At 67.0% G+C, this 15,459-nt stretch carries 29 protein-coding genes and 1 pseudogene; 1 reads left to right on the top strand and 29 read right to left on the bottom strand.

What is annotated here, in order from left to right; translation table 11 throughout:
* Positions 1–119: 119 nt before the first annotated feature.
* From EJK15_RS03495 to EJK15_RS03460, 9 genes are all read right to left on the bottom strand, one after another.
* On the bottom strand, positions 120–458 hold the full coding sequence (locus EJK15_RS03495; RefSeq protein WP_138708885.1) for a hypothetical protein: 339 nt from the start codon (positions 456–458) through the stop codon (positions 120–122).
* Positions 451–792: a hypothetical protein gene (locus tag EJK15_RS03490; RefSeq protein ID WP_138708884.1), complete on the bottom strand. Its 342-nt coding sequence runs from the start codon at positions 790–792 to the stop codon at positions 451–453. The genes EJK15_RS03495 and EJK15_RS03490 overlap by 8 nt, the downstream gene beginning before the upstream one ends.
* 3 nt (positions 793–795) lie before the next feature.
* Positions 796–1,101, bottom strand: a complete 306-nt coding sequence (locus EJK15_RS03485; RefSeq protein WP_138708883.1) for a hypothetical protein — start codon at positions 1,099–1,101, stop codon at positions 796–798.
* A 2-nt stretch (positions 1,102–1,103) separates the two neighbouring features.
* Positions 1,104–1,328: a hypothetical protein gene (locus EJK15_RS03480; protein ID WP_138708882.1), complete on the bottom strand. Its 225-nt coding sequence runs from the start codon at positions 1,326–1,328 to the stop codon at positions 1,104–1,106.
* Between the two features lies 1 nt (position 1,329).
* Entirely contained in the window at positions 1,330–1,458 is a 129-nt protein-coding gene (locus tag EJK15_RS76140; protein ID WP_276615355.1) for a hypothetical protein, read from the bottom strand.
* A gap of 98 nt (positions 1,459–1,556) precedes the next feature.
* Positions 1,557–1,763, bottom strand: coding sequence for a DUF7167 family protein (locus tag EJK15_RS03475; protein ID WP_138708881.1), 207 nt, complete (start codon positions 1,761–1,763; stop codon positions 1,557–1,559).
* A 59-nt stretch (positions 1,764–1,822) separates the two neighbouring features.
* Complete coding sequence (locus EJK15_RS03470; protein ID WP_138708880.1) at positions 1,823–2,398, bottom strand: hypothetical protein; 576 nt, start codon at positions 2,396–2,398, stop codon at positions 1,823–1,825.
* Positions 2,399–2,467: 69 nt separating this feature from the next.
* Entirely contained in the window at positions 2,468–2,995 is a 528-nt protein-coding gene (locus tag EJK15_RS03465) for a hypothetical protein (protein WP_138708879.1), read from the bottom strand.
* 112 nt (positions 2,996–3,107) lie between these two features.
* A complete protein-coding gene (locus EJK15_RS03460; RefSeq protein WP_138708878.1) occupies positions 3,108–3,287 on the bottom strand; it encodes a hypothetical protein in 180 nt (59 codons plus the stop codon).
* 109 nt (positions 3,288–3,396) lie between these two features.
* On the opposite strand from EJK15_RS03460, the gene EJK15_RS03455 reads away from it, so the two are divergent.
* On the top strand, positions 3,397–3,708 hold the full coding sequence (locus tag EJK15_RS03455) for a hypothetical protein (protein WP_138708877.1): 312 nt from the start codon (positions 3,397–3,399) through the stop codon (positions 3,706–3,708).
* An 18-nt stretch (positions 3,709–3,726) separates the two neighbouring features.
* Here EJK15_RS03455 and EJK15_RS03450 read toward each other — a convergent pair whose 3' ends face one another.
* The 20 genes and pseudogenes from EJK15_RS03450 to EJK15_RS03360 form a co-directional block, all read right to left on the bottom strand.
* Entirely contained in the window at positions 3,727–4,092 is a 366-nt protein-coding gene (locus EJK15_RS03450) for a hypothetical protein (protein ID WP_138708876.1), read from the bottom strand.
* A 124-nt stretch (positions 4,093–4,216) separates the two neighbouring features.
* Entirely contained in the window at positions 4,217–4,633 is a 417-nt protein-coding gene (locus EJK15_RS03445) for a DUF397 domain-containing protein (protein WP_138708875.1), read from the bottom strand.
* Entirely contained in the window at positions 4,630–4,926 is a 297-nt protein-coding gene (locus EJK15_RS03440) for a hypothetical protein (protein ID WP_138708874.1), read from the bottom strand. The genes EJK15_RS03445 and EJK15_RS03440 overlap by 4 nt, the downstream gene beginning before the upstream one ends.
* Entirely contained in the window at positions 4,919–6,388 is a 1,470-nt protein-coding gene (locus EJK15_RS03435) for a DUF5131 family protein (protein ID WP_138708873.1), read from the bottom strand. Before EJK15_RS03435 ends, EJK15_RS03440 begins: the two co-directional genes overlap by 8 nt.
* On the bottom strand, positions 6,385–6,888 hold the full coding sequence (locus EJK15_RS03430; RefSeq protein WP_138708872.1) for a hypothetical protein: 504 nt from the start codon (positions 6,886–6,888) through the stop codon (positions 6,385–6,387). Before EJK15_RS03430 ends, EJK15_RS03435 begins: the two co-directional genes overlap by 4 nt.
* Before the next feature lie 172 nt (positions 6,889–7,060).
* Positions 7,061–7,363, bottom strand: a complete 303-nt coding sequence (locus EJK15_RS03425; protein WP_138708871.1) for a hypothetical protein — start codon at positions 7,361–7,363, stop codon at positions 7,061–7,063.
* A complete protein-coding gene (locus tag EJK15_RS03420; protein WP_138708870.1) occupies positions 7,360–7,668 on the bottom strand; it encodes a hypothetical protein in 309 nt (102 codons plus the stop codon). The genes EJK15_RS03425 and EJK15_RS03420 overlap by 4 nt, the downstream gene beginning before the upstream one ends.
* Positions 7,665–8,582 (bottom strand): hypothetical protein, encoded by a 918-nt coding sequence (locus EJK15_RS03415; protein WP_138708869.1) that lies wholly within the window; start codon positions 8,580–8,582, stop codon positions 7,665–7,667. The genes EJK15_RS03420 and EJK15_RS03415 overlap by 4 nt, the downstream gene beginning before the upstream one ends.
* Positions 8,583–8,648: 66 nt before the next feature.
* Positions 8,649–9,800, bottom strand: coding sequence for an HNH endonuclease (locus tag EJK15_RS03410; RefSeq protein WP_138708868.1), 1,152 nt, complete (start codon positions 9,798–9,800; stop codon positions 8,649–8,651).
* Positions 9,801–10,101: 301 nt separating this feature from the next.
* Positions 10,102–10,368 (bottom strand): annotated as a pseudogene (locus tag EJK15_RS77095) (WhiB family transcriptional regulator); the annotation flags it as partial.
* Between the two features lie 53 nt (positions 10,369–10,421).
* Positions 10,422–11,198 carry a DNA-methyltransferase gene (locus EJK15_RS03400; RefSeq protein WP_138708866.1) on the bottom strand — a complete coding sequence of 259 codons (777 nt, stop codon included), beginning with the start codon at positions 11,196–11,198 and terminating at the stop codon, positions 10,422–10,424.
* The gene (locus EJK15_RS03395) at positions 11,191–11,403 is read right to left on the bottom strand and encodes a hypothetical protein (protein WP_138708865.1); all 213 of its coding nucleotides are present in this window, start codon (positions 11,401–11,403) and stop codon (positions 11,191–11,193) included. Before EJK15_RS03395 ends, EJK15_RS03400 begins: the two co-directional genes overlap by 8 nt.
* 8 nt (positions 11,404–11,411) lie before the next feature.
* Positions 11,412–11,855 carry a hypothetical protein gene (locus EJK15_RS03390; protein WP_138708864.1) on the bottom strand — a complete coding sequence of 148 codons (444 nt, stop codon included), beginning with the start codon at positions 11,853–11,855 and terminating at the stop codon, positions 11,412–11,414.
* Complete coding sequence (locus EJK15_RS03385; RefSeq protein ID WP_138708863.1) at positions 11,852–13,009, bottom strand: DNA cytosine methyltransferase; 1,158 nt, start codon at positions 13,007–13,009, stop codon at positions 11,852–11,854. The genes EJK15_RS03390 and EJK15_RS03385 overlap by 4 nt, the downstream gene beginning before the upstream one ends.
* A 105-nt stretch (positions 13,010–13,114) precedes the next feature.
* On the bottom strand, positions 13,115–13,321 hold the full coding sequence (locus EJK15_RS03380) for a hypothetical protein (RefSeq protein ID WP_138708862.1): 207 nt from the start codon (positions 13,319–13,321) through the stop codon (positions 13,115–13,117).
* Complete coding sequence (locus tag EJK15_RS70100; RefSeq protein ID WP_171074084.1) at positions 13,314–13,454, bottom strand: hypothetical protein; 141 nt, start codon at positions 13,452–13,454, stop codon at positions 13,314–13,316. Before EJK15_RS70100 ends, EJK15_RS03380 begins: the two co-directional genes overlap by 8 nt.
* Positions 13,451–13,864 carry a hypothetical protein gene (locus EJK15_RS03375; RefSeq protein WP_138708861.1) on the bottom strand — a complete coding sequence of 138 codons (414 nt, stop codon included), beginning with the start codon at positions 13,862–13,864 and terminating at the stop codon, positions 13,451–13,453. Before EJK15_RS03375 ends, EJK15_RS70100 begins: the two co-directional genes overlap by 4 nt.
* The gene (locus tag EJK15_RS03370; protein WP_138708860.1) at positions 13,861–14,277 is read right to left on the bottom strand and encodes a hypothetical protein; all 417 of its coding nucleotides are present in this window, start codon (positions 14,275–14,277) and stop codon (positions 13,861–13,863) included. The genes EJK15_RS03375 and EJK15_RS03370 overlap by 4 nt, the downstream gene beginning before the upstream one ends.
* A 190-nt stretch (positions 14,278–14,467) precedes the next feature.
* Entirely contained in the window at positions 14,468–14,953 is a 486-nt protein-coding gene (locus EJK15_RS03365) for a hypothetical protein (RefSeq protein ID WP_138708859.1), read from the bottom strand.
* A gap of 89 nt (positions 14,954–15,042) precedes the next feature.
* Complete coding sequence (locus EJK15_RS03360; protein ID WP_138708858.1) at positions 15,043–15,450, bottom strand: hypothetical protein; 408 nt, start codon at positions 15,448–15,450, stop codon at positions 15,043–15,045.
* Positions 15,451–15,459 lie beyond the last annotated feature (9 nt).

Raw genomic sequence — 15,459 nt, 5'->3', positions numbered from 1 at the left:
GACGCAATCTTCGGACTCGATGAACTCCCCGCAGATACCGTCATGCCTCGACGGGTCAGGGACAGCGCAGGCGAGGATGAAATGGATGTACGTCGTCGGGTTCTGTGTCTTCTCTGAGATCAGCGGTGCTTCGCGCATCTGCACCCTCCTCGGCAGTGGCTGAACATGTCGCCCTTGCAGGTGAACTTCGGGTTGTTGTTCTTCGCGTAGTGGGTGATCGGCTTGCCGTCGTCGCGGCGGACTACGTCCTTACGGCAGACGGGACAGGCCATGCGCGGCTTGCGGACGGGCTGGAGGTGCGGCAGCGCGGCCATCAGTGCGACGCGGGCTTCCGTCTCCCAAGACTCGGCCAAATCAGCCCGGGTCTCCGCCTCCCACGACTTCGCGCAGGTTGGATTGAAGTGCGCCGCGAGCGCCTCGGCCGCTGCTTGCACAGCCTGCGCCGGGATCTTAGCCACGCTCGCCCTCCTCCTCGTCGTCGTACAGGGTGGTGTGGATGACGACCCGGTACACGTCTCCCACAGGGCCGTGAGCTACCAGATTGGTGACGCCTTCGGCTGGCCGGCCCTCCTTGACGGGCAGGTTCAGGTGGTCGGCCCACGCTCGTACCGCATGCTCGCGGGCGTCCCTGCCGGTTGCTCCAGGTTCGGCGACGATGCCGCACCCTGCCGAGTCCAGCGTCCACCGCAGCACCGGCAGGGAGGCGTCTTTGAGTTGGGCTAGGAGGAGCTTCTCGATCAGGCGGACGGCACGTAACTGCCATCCGATCTGCTCGCGGTCGATGTCAGCCATGGGTCAGTCCTCCTCTCCGAGCGCCAGGAAGGCGCAGCGTAGGGCGTACTTGTCGGGGTAGTCAGAGTGGCCAGACGCTGAGCGTTCAATCCGCAGGACCTGCTCCAGAGTCGCCAGTGGCAGACCGTCCCCAGAGCGGATCTCGTTGACGAGCGCCAACATCTGCTCCGCCTCGTAGATGACCCAGCCGGGCTCGGGGCCGTACAGGCCAGGCACCTCGTCCCAGCGTTCGTCACGGTGCTTGCCGACCTCGGCGAGACGTGCGAGGAACACATCCCGGACGGCTAAGCGGACCTTGATCGAGGCCATCGCTAGTCCTCCTCGGCGGAGTCTGGGGATGCGGCCTGCTCCTCGTTGAGCACTTCGAACAGTCGCCAGTGTCCGTTCTCCCAGCACTGCACGGTGATCCGGTGGCCGAGCGAGATCCGCTCCCGGACGTACTCGTACGCCTTGTTCTGGCTACGGAAGCCCTTGTGTAGGTCCGGGGCTACGCGGCCCACATAGACCCGCCACTTGTTCGTGGGCGGCTTGTCCATGTCAGCCCTCCTCGGAGTCGAGCGAGCGTCGCCGGTTCCACTCGGCGCAGTGCTCGCAGTCGCAGACGGTCTCGTCATGGCCGTCTATCGCCAGGATGAGCGCGCCGGTCTTCATGGTGGTCAAGTCCATGTCGGGTCCTTGTCGTTGATGGGGTCTTGGGTAGCGCCCTCTCCTGCTTCCGAAGCGGTGTCCCGGCCAGTACCGGGAGGAAGAGGGCCGGGCGCGGGTCACTCTTCGACGACGTCCCAGCCGCCTTCGATGTACTCCCAGGCCCACTCCTCCCAGACCTCGCGGGCGGCTTCGTCGCGCTTTTCGGCGGTCATGGCATCCCAGTCGGCTTTGAGGATGCCGCTGTCGATGACGTCTTCCTGCTTGGCGTTGGCGAGGCCGATGCTCAGGTCGACCTTGAGTTGGATCGTCTCTCCGTCGCTCATCTCGGTTCTCCGTTCAGGGGGTAGGTGGGTGGCCCGGCAGGGAAGACCGGACCACAAGATCAGGTGTGGGCGTGGGCCTCGATCGCAGGCAGCACGCTCGTGCGGAACCAGTCAGCAGCCTCAGCCCCAGCCGTACACAGGCGGGTCAGCGGCTCGTACCCGGAGTAGACCTCCGCCAAGGTGTCGGCATACCAGAGCCAGCGCACGCCACGCTCGTCGAGCCAACGACCAAGGTCGGCCACGAGAGACGCGTGCAGGTCGCCACAGCGTCGACCCTGCTCATCCCGGTAGCCGTACGCCGTGTCGAACGACACTTCCAGCCAGCAGGCAGGGTTCTCGTGCTCGCCGTTGTCGCAGCCCGAGTCGCAGTACCACTCACAGCCGTTGTCCTCGGCTCTGAGTGGCCCACCTGGCCGGTAGTAGATGTCCAGCAGGGCACACAGGCCCTGATCGACCTGGTTGCCGATGTTCCACGGCTTGCCGGGGTCCGGGGTGCGGGCGCCCTTACGCCAGGAGGTGAGCTGCTCGTCGCGGAAGCGGGTCGCCTCCGTCGCGCCAACGAGTTGGTTGCACTTGAGGAACACGTCCTTGTGCGCGATCTCGTCTAACACGTAGACGTCGGTGGTGAGGGTCACGCTGGGCTCCTTGGTCGTCGAGGGGGTTGGGATGCCCCGGGAGGTGTCTCTCCCGGGGACGGAGGAAGGTCAGCGGCAGGTGGGGCGGGCGGTCAGGTAGGCGGCGTTCTTGCGGACGACGGTCCTGCCGTCCTCCAGCACGAGGGTCACGGTCCGGTAGCGGACCTGGCCGGTGCGGCGCAGCGTCGCCAGGTTGACGTGCTGGACGACCTCGACGACGCGCAGCCACTCGCCGCGCGGGGTGAGGCGGACGTGCCAGCCCTCGCGGACGTAGGCGGCCTGCCAGTCGCCGTCACGGCCAGGGCCGACGTAGCGCAGGTCCTCATGCTCGCCCGCCCGCCCCGACAGGCGCTCGGCGAGGAATCGGGCGTTGTCCCACACGTGGTTGTTCGGGTTCAGGTCGCGGCGGTCGTTGGTGCCGTGGTCGCAGACGAACGCGCCGTCGCGGCGCTCCACGAACACCCAGACGGGGGCGTCGAACGTGTTGGACTCGGCGCGCTCGCGGAGCCGGGTGCCCTCCAGTTCGGGGACGTCGAGGATCCGCTCGACGGTGAGGGTGTGGCCGGTCAGGCTGCTACGGGTGGCGGTCATGGTCACGTGTATCTCCTTCGTTGAAGGGCTGTGATCTTGTGTCCGTCCCGGGTCTCGCACACCGGGTGACTGCTGGTCGGACTGGGTGATGGCCCCGGGTAACCCGGGGCCGAGAAGGTCAGCAAGCCGCCAACGCGTCGAGACGCGACTCCCAGTACGCGATGTCCTCGCGCAGCCCGTCGGCGCAGCGGCACGCCGTGTAGCTGGTGTGGGCGCAGGGAGCGCCGACACGCTGCTGGGTCTTGCGGAGCTGCGCGCGGGCCTCGTCGGTGAGGGTGGCGATCTCGGTGGCGGTCATCTCGTTCTCCCTGTGTCTCGCTCTTGCTGATGAACCCAATCTATTGGCCTATGCGTTGGCCGTCAATAGGCCAACGTGTTGTTCTTCATGATTCTTCCGTGAGCCCAACATGGTGGCCTTCACGGTGGCCACCATGTATGCGACCATGGGTGCCATGAGCAAGAGCGACTACACTCCCGACGACCGCGAGGCGCAGACCTTCGCCCGCTTCAAGCGCCATTACGAGGCACAGAAGGCATTGCTGCCCGAGGTCAAGGATTTGGCCGCCCACGCACTGAAGGAGGGCGCCAGCGTCGGCCAACTCGCCAAGCTGACCGGGCTCACCGACGAGGTGTTCCGCCGCATCGCTCGCGCTGAGGGTGTCGAACGCCTGCGTCCGCCCACTGTCGGCCGGGAGGTGCAGCAGCCCGCCGGCGAGTAGCCGTTCACCCGGACTCCACTACGCGAACCGCATGGAGCAGCCGTGCTCTACGCAGTGCTCCATGCCTTTAATCAGGGCCTCGCCGTGCTGCCGGTCGTAGTCGGACTCCGGCCAGGTCGCGATGATCTGGCGTAGGCGCGGGATGACTTGCTCGCACTCGTAGGCGTCGAGGTAGCCGTCACAGTCGGAGTGGTTGAGTAGCGGCTCCAGCGTGGTGTGCACGGTGTCCCAGGGCTTGCCCGTCCAGTCCTCGGGTGCATCGAACGGCGCGAAGCCTGCCATCTCACGCAGGTCGAAGCCCTCGGCTTGCGCGAGCCGATCCCTGAAGGAACCGAACCCGGAGTAGCTCCACGAGGCCCTACCGGGGTACATGCTGACGCCCATGGCGTTCCCTTTCTAAGTCGAATATCGATCTTGACGAGCTTGATCTGTGATCTTTCTCGGACTGGTGAGCGACCCGCGAGGCTGTAGAGGCCCCTGAGACCCGACCGGCGGGCCGCCCTAGGCATTACCCGTTCTTGACCCCAACGCCAGCCGTAGGCGCATTGTGGGGCCCGCTGCGGTCATCCCCGTCCGAACCGAGCGACCCGGATGCGAGCGCGGCCAAGTCGAACTCGCCGTCCTTGACGCCAGCGACGAACGCCGCGACCTCCGAGTCCCCGAACAGCAGCGCCCCAGGCGAGTCCTGGTAGGTCATCGCCCACACGTTGTCGCCTTCGCGAGAGAGCCGGAGCGGGCCGACGTCGCCGCGCGAACGGAACGCGATCGCCTCAACGAACGCCTGCCAGTCCTCGGCCGTCACCTTGAGCACCGGGCCGTCCTGCTCTTTGGAGTCCCGCACCATCACCAGGCCATCGACGTGCGCCACCAGGACGCAGGCGTCAGCGCCGTTGCAGAAGGTCGACTTACGCCACGGGCCGCTCACGAGGTGGTCCCGTTCAAGACCCGGGCGATCCTCAGGGCGAACTCGAAATCAGCCGGTAGCGGGCCGTCCTCGCGGAGTTCGACCCCGTCCCAGGACTCCAGCCAGGAGGCGAGAGGCTCAGCCAGGGCTGGATTGACGACGGTGATCCACGCGTTGTGGGCCGAGATGCCGCAGCGCTCGCAGGGACTCTCGCTGATCGCGTTGCGCGGGAAAGAGTGGGTGGTGCAGCGGAGCCGAGTGGCGGCGGTGAGGAGCTCGGAGGCGACGGTCTTCTCTGTCTTGGTGTCAGCCATGGACGGCCACCTCCTGCGGGAACTCGTCCCAAGTCCGCCCATCCAGCTCGCGGCCGGCGCGCTTCTTACCGACGCGCTCCATCACCTCTGCCTCGGGCTGGTCGAGTCCCCACCCGGGCCACGGCGTGCCCCGGTCCATGCCGTTCAGCATCACCAGGTGATGGCGGTCGTCGGTCGAGTAGCGGGGCTGTGGACGCCACTCGCCCCACTGTTTGAAGTGATAGGCGACGCCTGCCTGCTGGCATTGGTCGCGCAGGTCCTTGACCCATTTCGGGTGCATCGGCCGCGCTCCAGGTCCGGACTCACCCCCGGCCACGACCCAGTTGAGCGACGGCTCGTCACGCCGGTACGGGTCAGCGCCGAGCCAGTCATCGCGCAGGATGATAGGTCCAAGTAGAGGCTCAGCGGAGATCCACCGGACGGCAGCGGGCGTCTCCAAGAGTGCCGGGATTCGGATGTCCGCCCACTGCTGGTTCTCGCAAGATACGCCGATCCAGACGTTCGGGAGCGGCCATGGGATGTCGGGGCCGCTCCAAACCCGGCCGCTCTCGATCAGGCTCACGAGGGACCTGGAAATGCCGAACCGGTCTGCTAGCGCCTGCTGAGTGAGCCCGGTTCGACGTGCCGCCCGGATCTCCTCGACCTCTGCGGGCGTGAGTTTCTGGGGACCTCCTCGTGATCCGTGTCGGACCTTCTCCCGCTGGTTCTCCGACCGGGTTCCCCACCGGAGGTTGGCGAGTCTGTTGTCTCGCTTGTCTCCGTTGCGGTGACACACTTCTGCGCCTGGCTGGTCATCAGCAGAGTGAGCCGTGAGAACCAGGCGGTGAACCGTAAGGGTCTTCGGCTCTCCTCGGTTCCACAGCGTCACTGTCTCCCGTCCGGACCGTGGATTTATGCAGGTTGCCAATAAACCGGTCTCGCCCCGCACGCGCCCGTGAGAGGACGCCTCGTACCCCTCTAAGCCCGGGATGGGTTTCCACAACTCCGCAGGGTCGTGCTCCAGATCGACCTGCACGGCGTCCATTGCCCGCGCCACCGCGTGAGGGAACTCGGGGTTGGCCAGGAGGCTGCGCATCCGGGCATGCCGCTTGCTGAGGACCTGGAAGGAATGCTGCGGAGCCAGCGCCATGACCGCGAACACCTTGGCGATGAACTGGTCTGGCACGGCCTCATGGAAGAGATCGGCGAGGCTGTTGACGAAGACGCGGCGCGGCTTGCGCCACCGCAACGGCTGGTCCAGACGCTCCGGCAGAAGGTTGACGCGACCAGTCCAGTCCAGCCCGCTCTCGGTCTGCTCGACGACCCCAGCGAACGCGGCGGCCACCTTCGGGTTGGGGTTCTTCTCCCGGATGCGGGACAGCGGGATCGGGTAGCAGTGATCGCAGCCGGGGCTGACCTTCGTGCAGCCGATGATCGGGTTCCACGTGGCATCGCTCCAGGAGATGCCCGTCTTGTCGCTCATCGGGCGAACACCTCGCCCCCGTGCTCCGAAGCGGCCTTGCACGGCCACTGCGTCACGGTGCCCTCGTCCCAGCAGACCGCACACAGCCACAGGTTCGGCTCTCCCACGCCGTCCCACCTGGGGACGTGGAAGCGGGCCGGGAGTTGCTGCCGCTCCTCCAGCGTGTCGGGCAGCATGTCGTAGCCCGGCATGTCCTGCGCCTCCAGGAGGATCGCCCGCACCGGCTCCGAGTAGGAGTTGCGGTAAGCCCTCTCCACTTCGCGGATCGCCTCGGTGTAGTCCTTCGAGCCCTTGCGCTCGCCTTCGGGCTTGATCGGCTCGATCAGCAGCGTCAGCCGCTCATCGATTGCCTCCAAGAACGTGTCCTCCAGGTCCTCCCGGCAGGCCGTCGTCGGGCGGAACCGGCCGTCCGGCCACGACAGCCGAGCGACGGCAGGCGTGCGCTCCTCGTGGTCCTCGTTGCCGCATGGGATGCGGGTGTCGATCTTGGTGTCAGCCATTACGGTTCTCCTTCGGGTCGTTGTCATGTCTGTCCGGTGAACAACTCATGCGCCCCCGTCCACAGCTATTTGCACAGGTTGTGGACGATGTGTCCGATTCATCCGCGCTCCCCGCTCGTGTCGGGTCCTGGGAGGAGCGCCGGCTCCTCCCCGATCGGGTCGGAGAGCCGGGTCAAGCGGCGCTCCGCTTGCGCTGCTCGTGCTCGGCAACCTCGGACTCAAGCCGCCGGCGGTTCACGCGCGCCTTTCGCGGCGATATCGGCCCCTCGTTGCGGGACCAGGCGAGCAGCACCTCAAGGGCCATGTCGTCCGGAACCAGCGCGGCCAAAGCCACAGCCAAGCTGCGAAGCTCGACCGCGTCGAGCGGTTCGAGGATCGCGTGGGACTCCTCGGGGTCGAAGTCCTGAACCGCGCACACCAGCCGGGTGGCCGGGCCAAGCATCTGGTCGACGAGCTCGTCTAGGTCGGCGCTCATGGAGTCCTCTCGCTCTCGTCGGACCGCAACTTGGCCGCGGCGTTGGCGCAGTCGATACGGGCTTCGGCCAGCGCGTCGGCGTGCTTGGCCGGGTCGGCGCCGCGGCCCACGGGCGGAGGCCACGACACCGCGGCCTGCGCCGGCGTCGGGCGCCAGCCGCGGAACCTCATCGCCATCACGAACTCCAGCGCGAACGGCTCCGCGTCGGGCTTGTCCTCCTCCGAGGCGAAGTCGCGCTCCCGGATCCGGTGTACGAGGGCGGCCACCGCCTCGCGGGTGGCCTGGTCCAAATCGGTGCTGGTCACGCTTCACCTGCCAGAACATCCGCCGCGCAGCCACGGCACGGCGTCGGAAGGAAATGAGCCGAGCAGGTATCCGCGACCACACGGAGGCGCTCGGTCGGAGATGGCAAGGCCCGCCACGTAGCGAGCCATGCCTGAGCGAATGCGGGCGGCCGGTTGGGCTGGTACGCCGCCAGAGCCGCCTTGACCAGGCGCTCCATGCCGTGGATTTCCACGAGGACGGTGATCTCAGCAACCTGATCGCTGTCGAGCTTGTCCCAGCGGACGAGGAGCCGGGCGTCTTCGAGTTGACGCCGAAGGCGGCGGACGGGTTCTGAAAGTTCATGCGGCAGCGGCGGCGGCTCTTCGCGTGCGCGGGCACGCGCGTCGCTGCTGCCTGCTGCATGCAACCTGCTACCTGCTACATGCAGAGCGACAATCGGCTCCGATTCGTCCGAGTCTCGCGCAGACTTGTCCGCGCCGATCTGCGCACTAGGTCTGACGTGCTTCGATGCATCAGAATCGAGTTCTCCACCGTTGTGGATATCCGAGTCTCGCGCAGACTTGTCCGCGCCGCGCGCAGACGGATCGTCGTCCGGCTCGGGCGGGTCCGGGAGACGGCTTGGCACCTTGCCAGCTTCGAGACGCTGATGCTTGCTCAAGTTCGGCAGGAAGACGTAAGGGTCCTCCTCCGTGATGTACCGCTGGACCTTGCCCGCCTTGGCCAACTCATCAAGCAGGCGGTCGATATCCGCCAAATCGAGGTCATCCTCGTACGGCAGGCAATGCCCTTTTATCCAGCGAGCATCGCCATGAAGCCGGCCGTGCTCGTCGGCCTGGTTCCACAGCGCGATATAGAGCAGCCGAGCATCACGGGAGACACGGGCCATCGACCGGTCCGACCAGAACTCCGGCTTGATGCTGCGGATTCGTGCCACGAGAGCGTGCCTTTCCTTGGAGCGGGGATTAGAAGGACGAGGAGAAGCGCGTAGGTCTTTGAGCCATTAGCCCTCCATTGGGGAGAAGTCGCTGGCCACAAGGAGTTCACCGTTCCGCAGGCTGCGAAGATCGCCCGCGAGAAGCAGTTCCATGTGCTCTTCACAGAGGGGATGACCGCCCGCACAGGCGTGGCCCTTCTCCGTACAGCCAGGACAGTTCTCGTAGGTCACCTCGAAGCTTCGGCGCCGTGGACAGGACGCGCCGTGGTCACCCGCCGAGCTGCACATACCGGGCTGGACAACCCGATGCTCTTTCCACGCCTTAGCCCACCCGCCGGCCGCAAGCACGATCTTCTTTTCTGGCGGACAGGTGCGGCTGTACGCAGCCCTGGCGACCCGTGTCCACTCCGCGGCTTCCTCTGAATCAAGCGATGCCAGATACGCCTCGGCCTCGCGCGTCTGAACGAGGAAGAGCGCCATGTGAACCAACACGTGGTCCTCGGAATACTCCTGATGCATGACGTCGAGATATTCCGTCGCGATGACCCTGTAGTGCTCGTACGTGTTGTCCGGCTCGGCCTTCAAGAGGTACGTGAGCGCCCACCGGACATCACAGCTCTGGTCCGGGGCATCCTGGCCCCCTTGTGGCGCGGAAGTCCCCAGCAGTCCGTACGTGTGCTCTTGAAGAGCCTCGACCCGTTTCCAGGCGGCGCCCGCCATGTAGCGGAACTTGTTTTCCGCCTTGACCATGTCGCTGCGCATGGCGGCGGCCATGCACTCATAGAGAATTTCCTCAGGCACACCAGCCGCGAACAGGCGGTCTACGCTGTCCTCCCACGCAGGCGGAAGGTCGAATTGCCGGTGTTCGTCGCCACAGGTCCACAGGTTCCACTCCTCGCGGAACCGCTTGCGCCTCGCTTTGACAGTCTGCAGGTCTGCGAGCATCGTCTTGGCGGCCTGCGATTGAGCCGCCACCCATCGAAGTGCCTGCTCGGAGACCTGTGCCACAACAGCCGCGTCGGGCGGCGTGGCCGACTTGCCCGCGTTGCAGCTCTCGCAGAGGGTCTGCAGGTTGGACGGGTCGTCGGAGCCGCCTAGCGTCACGGGAATGACGTGGTCGGGCTCGAGCTTCACGTCTGGGGCCGTAGCCCCGCAACTCTGACAAGTGTGGTTGTCGCGGCGGAAGATCTCGGCACGGAGGCGCTTGCTTACGGCCATGGGGACTCCTGAGTGAGCAGGCGAAAGCAGGACCAAACGGTCCTACCGCTCTGTTCATCAGGTTTGGCGGCAGATCCATTGCGGCTTTTGCGAGGTGACGTCCTCATGACGCCTCCAGCTCTTGCTCATCCGATCGCGCCCACGTCGGCTTGCGTGACTTCTGGATGCACGCACGGCACCGCATGCTCAGCCCGTCGAAGTGCTTGGCGTTGCGGCTGAACTCCTTCACGGACTTGGTCTCACGGCAGGCGCGGCACCGCTTGAACCCGGGAAGGACGGAAACCTCCGCCAGCGAGGCGCCGCGGCGCATCCGCCGGCGCCGCTCAGATGCCCGCTCGTCCTCAGAGAGTCCTCCCCAAAGACCTGTCTTCTCGTTGCGGGACAGCGCGTAGTCCAAGCAAGCAGCGCGGACCGGGCACTGGGAGCAGACCGCCTTGGCCTTGCGCTCTCGCACGTCACGTTCAGGCTGGCGTTCGCCGTCGGGGCCGAAGAACAGGACAAGGTCCTCGCCCCTGCACGCGCTGTCGTCCTGCCACGCCCAGCTCGGGCGTGGGCGGGCAAGCTTCATACGGCTACTCGCCATGGTCTGCTCCTCTCCGGGAGGGAACCAAGATCGTCGGGTTAGGCATCGGAGACCTCCGAGAACAGGTCCAAAGGGGCTTGAGACAGGCGGAGAGCGGCCTTCTCGGCGTAGGGCTCCCAGCCCTCCACGCCGATCGCGCGACGGCCCGACAGGCGAGCAGCGACCAACGTGGAGGCGGACCCGGCGAACGGATCGACAACGAGACCGCCAAGCGGGCAGGAATACCGGAGTAGCGGCTCCAAGATCCCCAGCGGCTTCTCGGTGGGGTGCAGGGCCTTTCCCTTCATCGACTTCACCTGAATGACCGACCGCATCAACCGGGTGCCGTCCCGGCGGGTGTGCTCGGTGGAGGTGATCGCCCCCATGTGTGGGGCGTTGCTGACACGCGGCTTGCGGGTGCGCAGGTCGCTAGGGTCGGCTGAGGCGATGCGGGGAACGTCCAGGTGCTGGTCGCGCCACTCGCCCCGATACCAGTGGAGCGCGTGTTCATGGACGCGTTTGAACCGGTCCGTTTGGAAGCCGCTTCCGTTGTGCTTCTCCCACACGATGTCTTGTGCCAGTCGCCAGCACGCGGCGTCGAACTCGCCATGGTGCTCGAGGAACATGCGGATGGAACCGAAGCACCAGAGGCTCTTGCTGACGCTCGCGGCTACCTCGAGCCAGCCGTCCGGCCAGCGATCCCACTTCAACGAGGTTTCCTCGTACGGAGGATCCGCCAGCACTAGATCGGCCTTGACGCCGAGCGCGGGCAGCACCTCGCGGCAGTCGCCGAGGTACAGCTCAACGCCGTCGCTCTTGAAATACGGTTCAGGCATCGCGGGTCTCCTCCTGTACGGGAAGAGCCGCGGCGAGGCGAGCCACGAGATACCGGCGGACCTTGCCGTCCTTGCCCTTCTGAGCGGGCTTGGTGCCCGTGTCGGAGCGGATCTCAGCACCGCACTCGGCGAGGATCCGCACCGCGCCCTCAACGGCCCTCTGGGAGCCGATGAGGCGGATCTCCGTCCACTCGGTAGAGCTCAATCGGAGCTTCACAGCAGCGGCCCTCTCTCGTGGGTCTGGTCAGGGGCGGGAAACAGGCCGTCCGGCTCAGGCGGGAGAACCTCGGCGATGTGAAGGACCATGCGGCCCTTCGGGTACACCTCGCCGATCTCCACTAGCGGCCCCGACAGGTAGCGGCTGGAATCGTCGGGCAGGATTTTGGCGTCCGACACCATGCCGTCGACCAGCGCTTTCACCGTGGGGTGCAGGTTCGCGGAGTCTCGCGCCCGCCGGTCGGGCGGCTGGTAGACGCACACGATGTGGGCGCGTTCCAGGTGCGGGATCTTCGCCTTCAGGGCGAGCACGTGGCCGAGCGTCCGCAGGTCCTTCGTGATCCGCGCTTCGGCGGCCCAATGCAGCCGGTCGTTGGCGTTGAGCAGCTTGACGCCGGCGGGCAGGGTGATGGTCCACGTGCGCGGGGTGGGAGAGGTCATGCCGCTGCCTCCTGACGGATGTGGGCAGGCAGGGGAAGACCGGTGGCAGCGGCCACGACGTGAGCGGCCAGGAGAGGCGGGACGGCGTTGCCGATCTGCTCGAACTGCTTGGTCTTCGTTCCGCTCCACGGATAGTCAGCGGGGAAGGACTGCAGGATCGCCGCCTCCCGAACAGTGATCCGCACCGTGTCTGGGCTGGCAAACTGCGACTCGCCAATCCGGTCAGTTGCGCACACGGTGGTGGCCGGGCGAGACAGGGCCCAGTCTTTGGCCTTGGTGGTGACGACATGGGCGGGTCGCACAAAGGGATCCATCTCATGCGTCCCGCTGGCGCCTGACGGTTCACCAAACGATGTCCGCAACACCCACGCGCCACGCTCCTGCGCGTTGAGAAGCGCCTGGCGCGCTTGAGTGGGGAACGGCTCGGGACCGCCCGTCTTGCCCCCACCAGCCGTCACAGTCGGCGAGACACGGTCCGTCGCTCCCCAGCCGAGAGCCTCGGCCATGGACACCCAGCCCGCCAGGGAACCGCCGAACAGATCGTCCCCTGCCGGGTGCTGGGTGTGGGTCGGCGCCGGGGCGGTTACGGATCGGACGCGGGAGGCGATGAGGATCGCACGGCGCCGGGTCTGCGGCACGCCGTAGTTGGCGGCGTTGAGCTCGCCGCACCACACGCTGTAGCCCCAGCCGCGTAACACCTCGGCGTACTGCTTCCACAGCGGCAGCACGTCCGGCACCTCTTCCATGGCGGTCCATTCGGGGCGCAGGTCGTACAGCCAGCGCATCGGCTCCGCGGCCAGCAGGGACCGCGGGTCACGGCAGGCCGCGAGCAGCCTGGCGCGGGTGTCGCGGCCCTGGGACAGGTCGTGGACAGCCTCATGAACGAGCGGCTGGTCCTTCAGCCCAAGGCCCTTGCCAGCTCGGGACCACGCCTGACAAGGGGCCGAGTTGATGAGGCCCTTGGTGCGGGCTTTGAACGGTTCGGTCGGGTAGGCGGCGACGTCACACTGGATCGTCGGATGCCCAGCCGCGGCCCGGGTCTTGCATGCCGAGGTGTCCCACTCCAGGCCGACCTCACGCAGGCCGAGCTTCCTAAGGGCCACCGCCCAGCCGCCAGGGCCACCGAACAGATCCACGTTGAGGTCAGGCGTCATCGCCGTCCTCCTCGACGTCGTGGAGGTCAGCAGGACACAGGGCGCTCAGCAGGTGGTGCACGGCCCAGGCGACGCTCCAGGCCGACAGGCGGGCAGCGAAGCCGATCACGGCCTCTCACCCCGCTCCCACGCGTCGAAGTCGTTCCACAGGGCCTGGTAGTCGTTGGGAGGGATAGCGGGCAGGTCGGAGTTCGGCAGCGGCTTGGGAGCCTCCCTGCGCCTCGTTCGCGCCCACAGGGCGGCGAAGACCACGGCAGCGAGGACTACGAGGCCGCCGACCCCAGTGAGGACGTTGCGGATCAGGTCAGCCACGGCGCACCTGCCACACGGCGATGAGCGCGCATCCGATGACGAACACCCACAACCCCGCGACGACGGGGAGCAGCGTCCCGCCCGAGACGGCGTTCCATAGGTGGACGATCGCGGCCAGGTTGTCGAGGCTCACCGGGTCTCGCCCCCGTCCTGGGGCTCAGTGAGGAGACCGGCGGGCAGCATCCCGGCATCGGACAGGTAACCGACGATGACGTCCATCCCCGCTCCCGCGCCGAGCTCGTGGGCAGTGGAGGCTGCGCTCTGCATAGCGGTGCCGACATTGGTCAGGGCGTCGCCCATATGCTTGGCGGCACGCTCGGCTCGGGCCAGCTTGATGATGAGGACGGCCTCTTCGTTCGTGACTCCCACGGCCCGCAGCGGCGGGCACGGGTAGTACACGTTGTCGTCCGGGTCGTCGCAGTCGTCCGGGGTGCAGTGCAGGCAGATGAACCCGCCGAAGATGAGCTCGTCGTACTCGTGCAGCTTGATCAGTGCGTCGCGCTGCTCGGCGGACAACGGGGTGATCTGGTCGAGGGCGGTCACGACCCACCCCCTGTGATGTGGTCCCACACGGAAGCCACCAGCTCGTCAGGGGACGCGGGGCGGATCGTCACCTGGTACTCGTTGTAGTAGTCGGCGGCCGTCCGGGTCAGGAACATCTCAGCGGCCTCTTCAGCGTCCACCGGCCCCGCAGGGCGGTCCTTGCCCGGCCGTGCGGCGGGCTGCCCATCGACGGTGACGATCCACTTGCCGTGGCCGGTAGAGCGGGGCAGCAGGACCAGCCCCTCGTCCATCAGGCAGTCCTCCAGGTCTGCCGCGTTCTCCGAAGCGGTGGGCTCCCGGTCGCCCGCCTCGTCCGCCTCTTCGGCCTGCTGCTGCCAAGCCTTGACGGCGCGGGTTACGGCCTCGCGGCGGAGCTGGTACGGGTTCTTCGTCTCGGGCGTTTCGGTGCTCATGCTGCGGATCCCTTCGACGGGTCGTAGGGGCGGACACGGGGAAAGTCGGAGAAGGGGACCAGGTCAGCGGGACGGCACGCGTCCGGGTCCGCCACAGGGAACGGGGCGAGCGGTTCAGGGCGCCGGCGGCGTTTCCCGTGGCGGCCTTTCGCGGGCCGGGTGAGGCGGCACACCAGCTCGTAGGCGGCGCTCATGACTCGACCGCCAGTTCCGCGACGTTGCTGGCCGGGTTCTCGGGGTCGCAGGTGGCGCCGTAGGAGTGGCGGGCACCCTTCGGGCTGGCCGTGGTCGTCGACACCAGCCAGGCCGCTTTCCCGCAGTGGATGCAGTAGCCGTCCGGTTCCGTCTCCGGGAAAGAGCCCTTCGGCAGGATCACGCCCGTCTGAGGGCCGCCCCACACCTCGGCGTGCTTGACCGGGTCCCCCTGGCCCTGCAGAGGGAGAGACAGGGGCAGGTCCGCGCACGCCTCGATGTCGCGCTGCGCCTGCCGCAGTTCGGCGATGAAGCGTTTCTTGTCGGCGATCTGCGTCTGCAGGGCGTTGACCTTCTCCTGCATGCCGGTGATCTCGGTGACGGCCTGCATGATCTGCGGCTCGGTCACCTGCTGGATCAGGTCGACGATTTCGGGCCGGTAGGCGAGCCGTTGCGGTTCGAGAACGGCGTTGGTGTTGCTCACTTGGGCTCCTGGTTCAGATGTGGTCTTGGTGCGCCGCTGCTGGTCTCGACCCCCGAGGACGAGGCCAGCAGCGGAAGATCAGGGATGGGCTAGAACGGGGACGCCTCGTCGAGCGGCTCCCACGGGTGGACTGAGAGCATCCGGCGCCACAGCTGCGCCGTCTCATGCCTACGGGCGTACTCGACCACCGCCTGCTCACCCGGCGCGATCGTCGGCTCGCCGGGTTCGACCGGGAAGTTCGGTCCTCCCGTGACCGTCCACTCCTCGCGGGTCGGCAGCGCCTCCCACTCGGCGATCCGCTGGCGGGCTGCAATCAGCTCGTCGACCAGCTCCGGCATCCGGTCGAAGAGCACGCCCGCCCACATGGAGGACCGGCCGACCGACTGGACGCGACGGAGCAGCGCGGCCAACTCTTCTGTACTGATCGGCGGTTCCTGCTCGGGCTCGCCGGGCTCTCGGTCGTCTCCCGGCTCGTCGTAGTCGTCTACGTGCGTCATGGCGGTCTC

It is taken from the genome of Nonomuraea basaltis, assembly GCF_005893125.1.
Taxonomy (GTDB): domain Bacteria; phylum Actinomycetota; class Actinomycetes; order Streptosporangiales; family Streptosporangiaceae; genus Nonomuraea; species Nonomuraea basaltis.
Note: the sequence above shows the minus strand (reverse complement) of the source record. Positions and strands in the feature narration are given on the sequence as shown.

Coding starts and splice junctions, on each gene's coding strand:
- EJK15_RS03490 (WP_138708884.1), bottom strand. CDS start 792: ATGGCTGACATCGACCGCGAGCAGATCGGATGGCAGTTACGTGCCGTC.
- EJK15_RS03485 (WP_138708883.1), bottom strand. CDS start 1,101: ATGGCCTCGATCAAGGTCCGCTTAGCCGTCCGGGATGTGTTCCTCGCA.
- EJK15_RS03480 (WP_138708882.1), bottom strand. CDS start 1,328: ATGGACAAGCCGCCCACGAACAAGTGGCGGGTCTATGTGGGCCGCGTA.
- EJK15_RS76140 (WP_276615355.1), bottom strand. CDS start 1,458: ATGGACTTGACCACCATGAAGACCGGCGCGCTCATCCTGGCGATAGAC.
- EJK15_RS03475 (WP_138708881.1), bottom strand. CDS start 1,763: ATGAGCGACGGAGAGACGATCCAACTCAAGGTCGACCTGAGCATCGGC.
- EJK15_RS03460 (WP_138708878.1), bottom strand. CDS start 3,287: ATGACCGCCACCGAGATCGCCACCCTCACCGACGAGGCCCGCGCGCAG.
- EJK15_RS03455 (WP_138708877.1), top strand. CDS start 3,397: ATGGTGGCCTTCACGGTGGCCACCATGTATGCGACCATGGGTGCCATG.
- EJK15_RS03450 (WP_138708876.1), bottom strand. CDS start 4,092: ATGGGCGTCAGCATGTACCCCGGTAGGGCCTCGTGGAGCTACTCCGGG.
- EJK15_RS03440 (WP_138708874.1), bottom strand. CDS start 4,926: ATGGCTGACACCAAGACAGAGAAGACCGTCGCCTCCGAGCTCCTCACC.
- EJK15_RS03435 (WP_138708873.1), bottom strand. CDS start 6,388: ATGAGCGACAAGACGGGCATCTCCTGGAGCGATGCCACGTGGAACCCG.
- EJK15_RS03430 (WP_138708872.1), bottom strand. CDS start 6,888: ATGGCTGACACCAAGATCGACACCCGCATCCCATGCGGCAACGAGGAC.
- EJK15_RS03425 (WP_138708871.1), bottom strand. CDS start 7,363: ATGAGCGCCGACCTAGACGAGCTCGTCGACCAGATGCTTGGCCCGGCC.
- EJK15_RS03410 (WP_138708868.1), bottom strand. CDS start 9,800: ATGGCCGTAAGCAAGCGCCTCCGTGCCGAGATCTTCCGCCGCGACAAC.
- EJK15_RS03400 (WP_138708866.1), bottom strand. CDS start 11,198: ATGCCTGAACCGTATTTCAAGAGCGACGGCGTTGAGCTGTACCTCGGC.
- EJK15_RS03390 (WP_138708864.1), bottom strand. CDS start 11,855: ATGACCTCTCCCACCCCGCGCACGTGGACCATCACCCTGCCCGCCGGC.
- EJK15_RS03385 (WP_138708863.1), bottom strand. CDS start 13,009: ATGACGCCTGACCTCAACGTGGATCTGTTCGGTGGCCCTGGCGGCTGG.
- EJK15_RS03370 (WP_138708860.1), bottom strand. CDS start 14,277: ATGAGCACCGAAACGCCCGAGACGAAGAACCCGTACCAGCTCCGCCGC.
- EJK15_RS03360 (WP_138708858.1), bottom strand. CDS start 15,450: ATGACGCACGTAGACGACTACGACGAGCCGGGAGACGACCGAGAGCCC.